This window comes from Bacillus sp. ISL-77, assembly GCF_018613105.1.
The window spans coordinates 77,182-91,087 of sequence record NZ_JAGGQY010000002.1 but is presented as its reverse complement, the minus strand read 5'-3'; the positions used below and the strand labels follow the sequence as shown (position 1 = coordinate 91,087).

Genomic DNA, 13,906 nt, shown 5'->3' with positions numbered 1-13,906 from the left:
TTTACCTGATTTTAAGCAGGGCAAGGGGTGAGGAAGATGTCCAACAAAATAATCGAAGTAGAAAATTTACAAACCGCATTTATGGCTGAAAAAGGAGAATTGATTTCGGTTGACGAGGTTACTTTCAACCTGGAGCCTGGAGAAACGATTGGGATTGTAGGTGAATCGGGCTGCGGGAAAAGTGTTACATCCTTGTCGATTATGAGATTGCTAGGGAAAAATGGTTACATAAAAAATGGTTCGGTTAAGATGAATGGCAAAGAATTAAACAAGCTAACAGAAGCCGAAATGAGACAGGTTCGCGGGAATCAGATCTCGATGATTTTCCAGGAACCCATGACTTCCCTGAACCCTGTTTATACCATTGGTAACCAGATGATTGAAGGGATCAAGCTACATTTAAAAAAGAGTACAAAGGATGCTAAAGAATATGCAATTGATATGCTGAAGCAAGTAAAAATCCCGCGGGCTGAGGAAGTGATGAATGAATACCCACACTCATTATCGGGGGGAATGAGACAAAGGGTCATGATTGCGATGGCCCTGTCTTGTAAACCTAAGCTGCTCATTGCCGATGAGCCGACGACAGCCCTTGATGTGACCATCCAAGCACAAATTTTAGAATTGATGAAAGAACTGAGAGAAGAATCCGATACCGCGATTATGTTAATCACTCATGATTTGGGCGTGATCGCTGAGATGGCAGATAAAGTCCTTGTCATGTATGCGGGGCAAGTGGTGGAAGAAGCGGATGTGTTTACGTTATTTGATGAACCGAAGCATCCCTATACAAAAGGATTAATTGAGTCGATTCCTCACCTTGAATATGAAGAGCATAAACGGCTTTATTCCATCCCAGGGATGGTACCAACCTTACAGCATATGCCTAAGGGGTGCAGGTTCCACACGAGGTGCCCATATGCTACTGAAAAATGTCTGCATGAAAAGCCTCCTCTTTCTTCTATTAATAAGGAAAAAGTTCATAAAGTCAGATGCTGGTTAGTGGAAGAAGAAGAGCATTTGACAAACGCGAAATCGATCGAGGAGGTTCAGGTATGAGTGTTACAACGGTTGAGACGAACATTGAAGATGTAAAAACAGTGCCTGATGTACCCTTGTTAGAGGTTCATAACCTTAAAAAATATTACCCTATTAAAAAAGGGATTATTCCCCGGACGGTCGGGCATGTAAAAGCGGTCGATGGTTTAAACTTCAGCCTCTATCCAGGAGAAACGCTTGCACTTGTAGGAGAATCCGGTTGCGGCAAATCGACCACGGGCCGGGCCATTGTGAAACTCGACTCTCCAACTGAAGGGAAAGTCATTTTAGAAGGAACCGATTTATCGAATATCAGTGGATCCGAACTAAGAAAAACCCGCACGAAAATGCAGATGATCTTTCAAGATCCCTACTCATCCTTAAATCCGAGAAAGAGGATTGGAGATCTTCTTTCGGAACCACTGCTCGCCCATAAACTGGCAGATAAAGAGGAGGTGGATCGAAAAGTAAATGAAATGCTTGAAATCGTAGGATTAACAAAGCTGCATCGAAGCCGTTATCCGCATGAATTTTCCGGAGGTCAAAGGCAACGGATTGGCATTGCCAGAGCGCTTATATTAAATCCAAAGCTGATCATTTGTGATGAACCGGTATCCGCCTTAGACGTTTCCATCCAGGCACAAGTATTGAATCTACTAAAAGATTTACAAAAAGAGTTTCAGCTTACCTATCTTTTCATCGCACATGGTTTAGGTGCTGTCAAATATATTAGTGATCGGATTGCGGTCATGTATTTAGGGAAAATTGTTGAACTTGGTCAAACAGAAGATATTTTTAAGAAGCCGAAACATCCCTATACACAAGGTTTACTGAGTACCTATCCCATTCCAAATCCACATATGCGGAACAGGGAACGAGTCTTAGTGAAAGGGGATGTTCCTAGTCCGGCCAACCCTCCTAAAGGGTGCAGTTTTCATACAAGATGTCCGATTGCTCAAGACATTTGTGGTGTGCAAACCCCGGAATTAATCGGTCTTCAACATCAAACAGCTTGTCACTTTCCATTAATGTAAACGAGGAAGGAGGGATCCTATGGTCCAGTATATTATCCGAAGAATTTTGATCGCTATCCCTGTCTTGTTTGGCGTAACGATCTTTAACTTTTTAATTATTAATCTGGCACCAGGAAACCCAGTCGACATGTATGTAAGTCCGGATGTAACGGCTGCAGACATTGAGATTAAGAAAGAAGCTCTTGGATTAAATGATCCAATCTATATCCAATATTGGCACTGGTTGGGGAATTTGCTTAAAGGTGATTTTGGTTTCTCTTACTCCACCTATGAGCCGGTTACGAATATGATTTTCGAACGATTGGGTCCAACCCTTATCCTGATGGGGTCTGCCTTAATCATTGCGTATCTGATTGCCATTCCAATCGGAATTCTAAGTGCAACAAAACAATATTCATGGATCGATTACTTGACGACTACTTTTTCTTTTCTTGGCGTATCGATTCCACACTTCTTTATGGGTTTAGGTGCGATTTATGTCTTTGCGATTATGTCGCAGATCTTACCGACTGGCGGCATGAATACACTTGGCGGTACTGGGGGATTTTCGGATACGTTATCTCATTTGATTATGCCCGCTATCGTCCTTGGGACAGGAATCGCAGGAAGTATGGTCCGCTATGTTAGGTCCAGTATGATCGAAGTACTGGGACAGGATTATTTACGGACGGCAAGAGCGAAAGGCTTAGGCGAATTTATTGTTACTAATAAACATGCGCTGAGAAATGCACTCATCCCGATTATAACGATCATTGGTTTGGATATCCCTCTTTTAATTGGAGGAGCCGTGGTCACAGAACAAATATTTCAATGGCCTGGACTTGGACAATTAACCATTCAATCCATCGGTTCACGGGATTATTCGGTGTTAATGGCCATTAACCTGATGGCTGCTTTCATGGTTCTTTTCTCAAATCTGCTTACCGACATCCTTTATTCCGTTGCGGATCCAAGGATTAAGTACAACTAATTTTCGGAAGGAGGAGGTTAAGGTGTCACTAGCAACTAAAATGGCAGGAATTCCGGTAGTCAATGATCTGAATCTCGACGTAAAACAAGAGGTGGGAAAAGAGGAAAGCTACTTAAGGGTCATTAGAAAAAAGTTTTTCAAACATAAACTAGCTGTTTTTGGACTAATTGTTTTCAGTTTAATCGTTTTAATGGCATTATGCGCTCCTCTTTTGGCACCTCAGAGTCCTTATGCTGTTAACGGGGAATTTGCTGATCAGCCTTCAGCTGAACATTTATTGGGGACAGACCAAGTGGGGCGGGATTTGTTAAGTAGATTGATTTATGCATCTAGGGTCTCCTTCGCTGTGGGTATCGGAGCGGTTGCTATTTACGTCGTAATTGGCACGATCCTCGGCGCTGTTGCTGGATACTTTGGAAAATGGGTGGATATGGTTATTATGCGTCTAACGGATGTGTTTATGTCCTTTCCTTATCTTATGGTCATCCTTGTCCTTGTCAGTATCATGGGACCAAGTCTCCTTAATATTATTCTTGTCATCGGATTATTGGGCTGGCCGTCGGTTGCCCGCATTGTTCGAGGCAGCGTCCTGATCATTAAAGAGATGGACTATGTGAAAGCGGGGGTTGCATTAGGATTACCTTCCTGGAAGATTCTCTTTCAACATATTTTGCCAAACTGTTTAGCACCTATTTTAGTCAATGCAACGTTTGGAATCGCCTCTTCGATTATATTAGAAGCCTCCTTAAGTTTCCTTGGAATGGGAGTACAGCCGCCAACGGCCAGTTGGGGAAATATGCTAAATGAAGCCCAGTCGCTAACTGTATTAGCCACGCAGCCTTGGTTATGGTTACCTCCTGGTTTAATGATTTTATTAGCTGTTCTATCCATTAATTTTATGGGCGACGGATTGCGCGATGCCATGGATCCAAAAAATTTAAAATAATTAATTAAAAAAAGAGATCAATTAGGGGGACATTATGGGTTATCTAAAGAGAACAGTAAGCTTATCCGCTATCGTCTTATCATTGGCTTTAACAGCATGCTCAGGTCAGAGTAAAACTTCTTCCACTGCTTCAACTGGTCAAACATCAGGCAGCAAAACCATGTATCTGGGAATGGTTAATCCGCCGATTAACTTCAGCACGATTAATTCCTCCGACATCGCTTCAGGTTTTATTGAAAAGTTTATGTTTGATTCCTTTTTAGAAATGACAGGTCCGCAAGAGTTTGTCCCAAAATTGGCGGATTCCTTTGAAACGACTGATAACCAAACCTTTACAATCAAGTTGAATAAGAATGCGAAGTGGTCTGATGGGAAGCCAGTTACAGCTGAGGATGCCGCTTTTACCTTTAACTTAATTGCAAATCCAAAGGTTGAAACCACTGTAGGCACCTATATCTCCGTCTTTGAAGGTCTTGATGGTACAGGCAAGTTAAAAGAAGGACAAACTCAAATTTCTTCGGTAAAGGTTATCGATCAACAAACAGTAGAATTTAAAACGAAAACACCTGTTGATCCGAATATGATTAAGGAACAACTGGGCTCAAAATTTATGATTCTGCCAAAACATGTTTTAGAGAAGATTGCGCCAGCTGATTTATCGAAGGATCCATTCTTCACCAAACCAACGGTCACCAATGGCGCCTATAAGTTTGTTCAATATAAAAAGGATCAATATGTCGAATTTGTAAGTAATCCAGACTATTATTTAGGAAAACCAAAGACGAACAGCCTGTTTGTTAAAATTATGCCTGCTCCAAACCTCGTGGCCCAACTTCAGACAGGAGAGCTTCATATGAACGTGGCTGCAGGAATCGGAAAGATTCCGGCTCAAGACTATGAAACTGTTGAAAAGTTTAATAATGTAAAAACGAAAGAGGAGCCAACGATCGGTTTTCAAACGATGATGTTTAATACAACAAAAATAACAGATGCCAAAGTACGTCAAGCGCTTGCTTACGCCCTCGACCGTGAAAAATTCGTAGATAAGCTATTAAAAGGAAAAGGGGAAATAGTAGATGGGCCGTATACTTCGGTCAGCCCTTACCTTGATAAGGATTTAGAAAAATTCACCTACGATCCGGAAAAAGCAAAACAATTATTGAAGGAAGCTGGCTGGGACTTTAACCAGTCCCTTCAATTAGTAGTCCCAATCGGTAATAAAGTCCGTGAGCAGTCCGCGGATATTATTACCCAGAACCTAAAGGACGTGGGAGTAAAGGTTAAAGTCACAACGTACGATTTCCCGACCATTATGCAAAAAGGAAAAGCCGGAGAATTTGATTTGTTATTAATGGGCTTTACCTTTACTTTGGATCCAGAAATATCAACTCTTTATAGTAAGGCTGGTTCCTATAACTTTATGAGATATAATAATCCAAAGTCAGATGAGCTACTGTTAAAAGGACAATCAGAAGCTGATCCAGAAAAGAGAAAAGAAATTTATAATCAGCTGCAAGCAATTTGGGAGAAAGATGTTCCGATCATTTCACTTTATTCAGATTATGATTTCGCAGCCATTTCTAAACAAGTACAATTTGGAGAGCCTAAGATATTCGGATTCCATAATAAAATTCAGGATTGGTCCCTTGTTGGAGCAGAATAAGTAATCGAGATATCTTTAAAAAAATTGTTAATTCTTAATTATTTAGGGTGTCCTTTAAAATAGGGGCACCCCTTTTTAGCAATAAGAGTGATCATGAAGGCATCATCTTAAAACTAGATGATGCCTTAACATATGAATACATATAGATTTTTTAAGAAAGATAAACTATATATTTTTTATTTGACGTGACAGGTAGTGGCCAAGTTGTATTACTTGAAGCCAATCATGTCTTTTTGTATAAAATAAAAATAGAAAAAACTAGAAAAGGTGAGACCATGAGTCAATTATCCGAGTTGTTATCCAATCAACACAATCAAAATGTCGAGGATTTAAAAGAGTTGCTCCGGATTCCAAGCATCAGTTCCTTATCTGAGCATAAAGAGGACATTCAAAAAGCGGCTTCATGGATTGCCAATAAATTAGAAAGCATTGGAATGGATCATGATGAAATCGTCCAGACAAAAGGTCATCCGATAATCTATGGGGACTGGCTTCATCAGGAAAACGCTCCAACAGTCTTAGTATACGGCCATTATGACGTACAGCCAGTTGACCCTGTTCATTTGAATATGTCTCAAGATGAAGAGAGTTGGTTCGCTGAATGGAAAGAAGAAATGGAAAGAGACCATTCAGTTTCTATTGATTATTTAGGTGAAGACTTTTATAAAAAGGAATTAATAAAAGAAAAAAACACATATATTAGGAATGAATATTTCCAACATCAGATTAATAATATACTCAATCAAATAAAATAACGCCTGGAATTAACATCACCTAAACAAACTCATGAAGAGAATTTGTTTGAAAAAGTAATAGAGAAGTTTGATGAAGATAAGTTTTATCTTTTTAATAGTCTTTTAGAATCAAATCAATTTGCACATTCAGATAACATAACACATTATTATGAATTTATTAGTTGGGCAACAAAACCATCACGGTCGTTTTTAGATGAAGATGTTCAATTTAGTTTTTTATATTTTATTTGTGAATTCGAAAAGGTATTAGATTTTATTGATAATAATTTCTTCTATAATAATGATGTAGCAGATGGAATTGTTTTTTTAGCACCTCATTTTAAAAGTGATAAATATGATAAATACAGAGAACTTAGAGAACATTTATACAAACTTTGTGAAGACCTAAAATATTACTATGAAAACTTTTCAAATCAAGCCAAAAAAAGAATTTTTTTGAGATAAAGAGTTACTTATTTCAAAAAAAAACACACATAACAGAATATTATTAAAATAAATAAATGATTGATAAAAGATAATCACTATACGATAATAAAACTGTGTAGATATACTTTAGAAACGTTGATATATAGCAATTTAGAAGGGGCTGAATGGGGTACTGGTGTCCTCCACAGTCTTCAAAACTGCTTGAGACCTGCGTGCCAGGTCTGGTGGGTTCGATTCCCACGCAGACCCGCCAACCTAATAATATCAAGGATTCTTGAGAATTCTTTCTGAGGCTGAGATGCTAGAAATCATTTATGCTTTAGCTAAATGTCATAGTTACAATATTGAAAAGGTATAAGAGGTACGACAAAAGAATGCAGAAAAAACAAGGGGATTCGAAGAGAAAATTTTCTTAATTGAATTTTGAAGATTAATAATTCTTGAATAAGTGAATCCACCATATTTGATACTACCAAGACCTGAGAGCTGCCAAAGCTCTCTTTTCTTTTTCCATTATTAGGCACTTTAAATAAATTATGTACGTTTATCAAAATTTGGTAAAATAAACTAATAAGTTTATTTATTCAAATTCCGGAGTGATTTTATTTGATAGAAAATATCGTAGTTGAACTTACTAAAAGGTTAAGACTTGTAAAAACATTAAGTACAGAAAAAGTAAATAAAATAATCAAGTTTGACGATAAAGGCATTTATGTTGAAACAGAATCTTCTAGGAGTAAATTTCAAAATGGTGAAAAACAGGATCCGTATGAGTTTATATCATTTGAGTTTATACTGGAAGGTTGGCGTGAGTTTGTAAGTGCTCGGCAGGGTGTTGCCAATGATTTTAAGAAGACGAGGGGAAGAACTTCATTCTTAATGGCTTTATTTTCTAACCTCCCATTTGTTGAGGCATCCATTAGTGGAAGGACAACCATTTTATCTTTACGAGAATTTCAAACAGATGAACTACCCAATGTCCAATACCAAAATGTAAAAGGGTTTTTGGATGAAGTAATTACAGGTGCATATGATCCAACACAATTGAACGAACAGTTTGACGGCAACTTATATCGAGTAAAGGCAAGAAGTAGACAAGATGCTCGATTGCTTGGTTTTATTAATGAATTAAACGAAGCAAATCATTTCCAGTTAGCTGAATATATTGAAGTAGAAAATAAAGATCAATACATAAAAAGAATTCTATTAAATCTTGGTTATTTCAGGGCCATACTTATTTGTTTAGATCTCCTTAGAAATTATTCGAAAAAGGAGAAGAAGGTTGCTCTTGAAGAGATAGGGATGCTGATTGTTCGTAATTCTCGTGGTCACAATTTAATGGTGGATTCAGTTGCAAAAGAAAGAACAAATTATCTGCTTTTGTGGTTAGAAAACACCCAATTAATTGACCAAGACTGGATCCCTACTGAAAATTTCTTTGATACTATTAGCTTAAAGGAGCAGGTAATGGTGAGCGATATAAGAAGTAGTCTTTTAAAAGTAATGAATGAATACCTTGATGCAAAACGTGAAGGTTTTGGGAGTCAACCGCTTGGAGCCTTTGTTCGAAATACGATTCCTTCGGAGTTTTATCAACTATCTTTTATTGATTCAGCAGAGTATTTAGTAATAGGATCAGTTGGTCAAGGAAATTGGGCCTCTGTACCTTGGGTGGCCATTATGAACCGGAAAATTACAGTTTCTACGCAGAGAGGGTATTACATTGTTTATCTGTTTAGTGAGGATATGAAAAGTGTCTATCTTACACTCGCCCAAGGTGTTACGGAAACTTCCAAGGATGAAATGGAGCGAATAAAGGATGAGATTCGTGAGTCCATTCCTGAAACCAGTAAGGTACGAAAGGATGACAACTTCAGTCTAGGAATCAGTTCGAAGGCTAGACAATATGCTTTATCAACAGCAGCTTATATCCCATACTACATAGAAAACTTGCCAGATGAAAATACATTTGTGACTGATCTACAGGAAATGGTCAACATCTACGAACATTATATTTCGCTTAAAAATGGGTACAAAACGACAGAGTCGATCAAAACCGAAGATTACATAGTGCGTGAAACAGAAACAAAGAGTCTTAATGATAAAGAGCTCATCGACCATATTTACTCCTACATAAGAAGCAAAGGCTTTTTATACAAAAGAGAAGAGGTGATCAACTTATTCCTATCGATAAAAACCAAACCATTCGTGATTCTCTCAGGGATTTCCGGAACCGGGAAAACAAAGATGGTCCAATGGTTTGCTGAGAGTGTGGGAGCAACGGAAGAGAATGGTCAGTTTTCTTTGATACCGATTCGCCCTGATTGGAATGATGGTTCCGATGTATTAGGATATGTTGATATTAAGGGTGAATTTAAAGAGGGGCCACTGACGAAGGTGATTAAGAGAGCGGTAGATCACCCAAACTTACCCTACTTTGTTCTACTAGATGAAATGAACTTGGCAAGGGTAGAGTATTATTTTAGTGATATTTTAAGTGTAATGGAAAGCAGAAAATGGAAAGACGGAAAGATGGTTTCGTCGAATTTATTATCACAGGAAATAGCTAGTGCTGATCTCAAGCTTCCGAATAATCTGTATATCATCGGGACCGTCAATATGGATGAAACGACTCATCCGTTTAGTAAAAAAGTATTGGACCGTGCAAACACAATTGAATTTAATCGAGTCGAACTCGGAAATCTCGCTTTCTTAAATGATTTAGATGATGTAGAGCCTCTTGTTATCGGACACGATTCCTTTGCCTCTAACTATCTTCATCTTAAGGATGTTTATCAAGGGAACACTTCTTTAGTAGAACGGGTAACGAAAGAGTTGGTGACTATGAACCAGTCTCTTAAAAAGACGAATGCGCATGTTGGATACCGTGTTCGTGATGAGATTTGCTTTTATATGGTATATAACGAAAAGGCAAAATTAATGACCTTTGAAGAAGCATTGGACCATTGTATTTTACAAAAGGTATTAGCACGGATTGCAGGTAGTGATTCAGAGGTAGATCAATTGTTAAGGGAGCTATATTTACTTTTCACTAATAAACAGTATGAAGAAGATCACGATGTGACCGAATTGGATCTTGTGAGTGCAAAATATCCTCATAGTGCAGCAAAGGTTGCCGAAATGATTAGGAGGTTAGTAGATGGCTTCACTTCCTTCTGGATCTCGTGAGGATGTTGAATTAGTTCAGATTGAAACAGATGATTTATCTCTGATCATAAAAGGAAAACCGTATCATGAACGGTATGAAGGATTAAAGCAATATCGAAATATGGACTATCATGATGTCATGAAATTTTCCGTGCACGGTGAAGGCATTCAAGAAATCAAGGTATATGATATAAATCAACAACAGCTTGTACAGCCAATGGAGCTAAGGCCAATCTTTTTTGAAAATGGAATTTATCAGCTTATCGTTATGCCGAAGACCGGTCAAGAATTAACCTTTTATCATGAGCACCCGCTTTTAAGAAAATCGATTTCAGCTTTGAAAATTGGCCAACAGTCGATGTTGATGGGGAATCTTCAATTTCAAAATGAAGTCGGATTTACGACGTTTGAAATCAGAAACAATAGCCAGAAGATATTGGAAGTAACGTTAGAAATCTATCCTTCCAAGCTAGATTATAAAAATGATTACAAAAAGCTAGTTGAAGAAGTAAATGATGAGATTTATAACCTCGCTTATCATTTCATCCGGAAAACTTATTTAGGCGCAAGATTGAAGCTAGAAGGAAAACCTTCTAGATCTGAGTTTTATCGGCTAATTAGTCTGCATTTTCAAAAGTTTTTACAAGCTGTTTCTCGAATTGAGCAGCAGCCACATCATAAGCTAGAAAAGACATATGAAAAGGCAAGAGGGGATCAGTTAAGGAAGCTTGATTCCACTAGTCGGAATTATTTACGAAAACGTTCGAATTTATTTGTTGAAGTAGAGAATGGAATTTCCTTTAAAAAAAAGAATCTCATGCCTTTAGAAGGGTTACGAATCAAGAAGGAGTTAACCTACGATACAGTTGAAAATAGATACGTCAAGTGGATGATAGGGAGATTAATTCATAAGCTCAACGATTTACTTGAGTCCATACTAAATTTGAATAAAAGGACCTTAGAGGATCCAGATCCTGATTTGGTGGAAAGGATCAAAAAGATGACCCATCAGCTTCAAGCAAGGGTGAAAAATTCTTTTTGGTCGAATATTGGAAGCTTAGATCGGTCAGTGATGAGTTTGGTGTTGCAAATGGCCCCGGGCTATCGAGATGCCTTTCAAATTTACTTAACCGTTTCAAAGGGGTTGGTGCTTGAAGGGAAAATTTATCAAATGTCTGTGAAGGATGTAGCAACACTTTATGAATATTGGACTTTCCTTAAGCTCGGGCAAATTCTCGGTCGGAAGTATAAACTAGTGAGTCAAGACATTGTCCAAGTAAATCGTGAGGGGTTATTTGTTAATCTTGAAGCAAACCGTATAGCAAAGCGTGTTTTTAAGCATCCAATTACGAATGAAGAAATTGTCTTGACCTATCAAAAATACGAAGGTGGCTTACCGACTCTTCCACAGAAACCTGATACAATGTTAAGCATTCGGAAAAAGGGGAAAGACTACACCTTTAACTATATATTTGATGCAAAATACAGAATCGATTATGCCCAAGCTGATAGCTACTATCAAAAACGATACAAAACACCTGGCCCGATGGAAGATGATATCAATACGATGCATCGCTATCGAGATTCGATTGTGGCTTCGGAAGTTGATGGCCCTTATGAAAGAACTGCATTTGGAGCGTATGTTCTCTTTCCGTGGTTTGATGAACAATCTTATCAAGAACATCATTTTTATCAAAGTATTAATAAAGTTAATATTGGTGGACTACCATTTCTACCGAATGCCACCACCTTAGTGGAACAATTTGTGGAGAGGTTGATCGATACGGGGCCAGAGGAAATTCAGAAGGAAGGAATACTTCCTCGAGGGACACTAGCAGAATGGAAATCAAGTCTAGATGAGACGGTTCTAGTAGGGCTTGTATCAAATAAGGAAGATTATGATCTTTTTATTAAAGAAGGCTACTATTCAATTCCTGTTGAGAAGCTTAAAAGAGGTTGGCAGCATGCGAAATATGTGGCTTTGTACGTTAAAAGTGGCGTTAATGCAGAAAATGGTGTTCTGGTATATGGGAAAATTCAAGAGGTCCAGCCTGCAAGAGCTAGTGAAATTGAATTAATAAGGTTTAAAGTGGCTTATTGGATGAACCTTAATCCTATTATCAAGCCAGTCCATTATGGAATTTCTAAATATGTACTTACAACACTCAGCGTCTTAAAGGAAGCAACAGAGCTTCCTGAATTGTTTATGAAATCTAAAGAAGAAATGATTATATGGAGAATACTGAGAAGGGTGTCGGATCGGATTAAACTAGATTTAGATGATTCGGAACTTGATCATGCCTCTAGCGTAATGGAATACCGGATAAAAGGGATGAAGGTAATCATGCACAAGTCAGAGAGAAACATTGTATTTGTCAAGAATGATGTAAAGAAGGAAGTTCCCTTTGAAGATCTAGAGAAGAATCCTACTGGGGTTTTTAAAGTGTTGATGGGGATCATGTCCGATGGCATGTCTTAGGCTCTTTCAAGTGAACTAAGACATTATTGGAACTGTGATATTAGAACACTCTTTATGAAAGGTGAATTCTATGTCTAAATATGCCTTAATTAGCTGTACAAAATTAAAAAGAGATTATCCTTGCTCTGCTCAAGAAATGTACATAGAATCTCAATTATTTAAAAAAGCAATCGCATATATCAGCAAACAAAATTACGATAATTGGTTTATTTTATCCGCTAAATATGGATTGCTTAATAAAGAAACAGTAATTGAACCATATGATGTAACTTTAAATAAAATGAATTCGTCACAACGCAAAGAATGGTCAAAAGAAGTATTTGATCAACTAATAAAATTGGAGCCACTCCAATTAGACTTTTATGCTGGAAAAAAATATAGAGAATACCTTATTCCGCTTCTAGAAAATAGTGGGATTCAATATGAGATACCACTTGAAGGAAAAGGGATAGGAGAGCAGCTGAAATTTTATAAAGACCAACTAGATTCATAAAAATAGCTTTATAACAAGAACTAAATAAACCCCGAATCCTTTAGTGGATCGGGGAATTTTTCTTTTGTAATACATTATGAACTATTAAAGCATATCTATTTTTTCTTCAATACACCCTTTTTCACAAGATTAATAATGTTAGTGAAACTTGGCAATGATTTTCACCAAAGCATGAGAAACAAGAACAATCCCAAATATCAAGTGTACGTTATGGTGGATACGCAAAAGTTAAGGAAAGATTTGGTGCAGTTATCAGGTCAAACCTACATTGAAGGGTATGAAGGGTATTATGGGGAAATATAGAAGTGCCATCGTTATCGTTATTGCCACTCTAGTCTTGGGCATTGGGTACTATGTATCTACTAGTTTGCTAGGATCAAAGGAAGCGGTTAAACACGTTGAAAAAAACGAAGAAAAGGACGTCATTGAAACATGGACCCCTACTGATGAAGCTTCGGAAGAGGATGAAGTAATTGAAACGCAAGTGGAAACAGAATTTCCAGAAGGTATCACTGAAGCTGAAATTCAAGACGCGATCCATTCCATGAGTCATTCTAAGGTATATGCTTCGGAGAAATGGAGTGATTTAGAACCAACTCAAGAAAGAATTGATCAATTACTTGATGCGGTTAAACGAGATCAGAACGGTATAGATCACAGTGATCTATACATAGGCATCTTAGAGAAATGGCAAGTGGGTGATTTTAGTAAAGCGGTTTCAGACCATAATAAAATTTGGGAGCTTCAAGGAGGTTCAGTTGGAGAAGCAACCAGATTGCTTACTAAAGAAGAGGAGACAGAGTATCGAAAAGAGCGCTTTAACGAGTTTTAAGATGTCGATTTAGACTTGGATGTCCCTTTGTGTTTCCATTTTAATCTATTTTTTGATGAAGTCTCAAAACTGCAAGCTTGTAAACAGCGTTTCATCAGCTCA

The 13,906-nt window shown here is 37.8% G+C and carries 11 protein-coding genes and 1 tRNA gene; all 12 read left to right on the top strand.

Annotated elements, in window-relative coordinates:
- The first annotated feature begins 36 nt into the window (after nt 1-36).
- Complete coding sequence (locus tag J7E77_RS00525) at nt 37-1,059, top strand: ABC transporter ATP-binding protein (protein ID WP_214711638.1); 1,023 nt, start codon at nt 37-39, stop codon at nt 1,057-1,059.
- Entirely contained in the window at nt 1,056-2,072 is a 1,017-nt protein-coding gene (locus J7E77_RS00520; RefSeq protein ID WP_214711637.1) for an ABC transporter ATP-binding protein, read from the top strand. Before J7E77_RS00525 ends, J7E77_RS00520 begins: the two co-directional genes overlap by 4 nt.
- A 19-nt stretch (nt 2,073-2,091) precedes the next feature.
- Nucleotides 2,092-3,042, top strand: coding sequence for an ABC transporter permease (locus J7E77_RS00515; protein ID WP_214711636.1), 951 nt, complete (start codon nt 2,092-2,094; stop codon nt 3,040-3,042).
- 40 nt (nt 3,043-3,082) lie between these two features.
- Nucleotides 3,083-3,988, top strand: coding sequence for an oligopeptide ABC transporter permease (opp4C, locus tag J7E77_RS00510; protein WP_214711794.1), 906 nt, complete (start codon nt 3,083-3,085; stop codon nt 3,986-3,988).
- Nucleotides 3,989-4,022: 34 nt separating this feature from the next.
- Nucleotides 4,023-5,651, top strand: a complete 1,629-nt coding sequence (locus J7E77_RS00505; protein ID WP_214711635.1) for an ABC transporter substrate-binding protein — start codon at nt 4,023-4,025, stop codon at nt 5,649-5,651.
- Between the two features lie 275 nt (nt 5,652-5,926).
- Nucleotides 5,927-6,406, top strand: coding sequence for a hypothetical protein (locus J7E77_RS31355; RefSeq protein WP_214711634.1), 480 nt, complete (start codon nt 5,927-5,929; stop codon nt 6,404-6,406).
- A gap of 42 nt (nt 6,407-6,448) precedes the next feature.
- Nucleotides 6,449-6,850 carry a hypothetical protein gene (locus tag J7E77_RS00495; protein ID WP_214711633.1) on the top strand — a complete coding sequence of 134 codons (402 nt, stop codon included), beginning with the start codon at nt 6,449-6,451 and terminating at the stop codon, nt 6,848-6,850.
- Between the two features lie 138 nt (nt 6,851-6,988).
- A tRNA-Sec gene (locus J7E77_RS00490) sits at nt 6,989-7,085 on the top strand.
- A gap of 353 nt (nt 7,086-7,438) precedes the next feature.
- On the top strand, nt 7,439-10,021 hold the full coding sequence (locus J7E77_RS00485) for an MrcB family domain-containing protein (protein ID WP_214711632.1): 2,583 nt from the start codon (nt 7,439-7,441) through the stop codon (nt 10,019-10,021).
- Nucleotides 9,993-12,479, top strand: a complete 2,487-nt coding sequence (locus J7E77_RS00480) for a restriction endonuclease-like protein (protein WP_214711631.1) — start codon at nt 9,993-9,995, stop codon at nt 12,477-12,479. Before J7E77_RS00485 ends, J7E77_RS00480 begins: the two co-directional genes overlap by 29 nt.
- A 70-nt stretch (nt 12,480-12,549) precedes the next feature.
- Nucleotides 12,550-12,972, top strand: coding sequence for a DUF6884 domain-containing protein (locus J7E77_RS00475; RefSeq protein ID WP_214711630.1), 423 nt, complete (start codon nt 12,550-12,552; stop codon nt 12,970-12,972).
- 289 nt (nt 12,973-13,261) lie between these two features.
- On the top strand, nt 13,262-13,804 hold the full coding sequence (locus J7E77_RS00470) for a DUF6241 domain-containing protein (protein WP_214711629.1): 543 nt from the start codon (nt 13,262-13,264) through the stop codon (nt 13,802-13,804).
- Nucleotides 13,805-13,906 lie beyond the last annotated feature (102 nt).

Coding starts and splice junctions, on each gene's coding strand:
- J7E77_RS00525 (WP_214711638.1), top strand. CDS start 37: ATGTCCAACAAAATAATCGAAGTAGAAAATTTACAAACCGCATTTATG.
- J7E77_RS00520 (WP_214711637.1), top strand. CDS start 1,056: ATGAGTGTTACAACGGTTGAGACGAACATTGAAGATGTAAAAACAGTG.
- J7E77_RS00515 (WP_214711636.1), top strand. CDS start 2,092: ATGGTCCAGTATATTATCCGAAGAATTTTGATCGCTATCCCTGTCTTG.
- opp4C (WP_214711794.1), top strand. CDS start 3,083: ATGGCAGGAATTCCGGTAGTCAATGATCTGAATCTCGACGTAAAACAA.
- J7E77_RS00505 (WP_214711635.1), top strand. CDS start 4,023: ATGGGTTATCTAAAGAGAACAGTAAGCTTATCCGCTATCGTCTTATCA.
- J7E77_RS31355 (WP_214711634.1), top strand. CDS start 5,927: ATGAGTCAATTATCCGAGTTGTTATCCAATCAACACAATCAAAATGTC.
- J7E77_RS00480 (WP_214711631.1), top strand. CDS start 9,993: ATGGCTTCACTTCCTTCTGGATCTCGTGAGGATGTTGAATTAGTTCAG.
- J7E77_RS00475 (WP_214711630.1), top strand. CDS start 12,550: ATGTCTAAATATGCCTTAATTAGCTGTACAAAATTAAAAAGAGATTAT.
- J7E77_RS00470 (WP_214711629.1), top strand. CDS start 13,262: ATGGGGAAATATAGAAGTGCCATCGTTATCGTTATTGCCACTCTAGTC.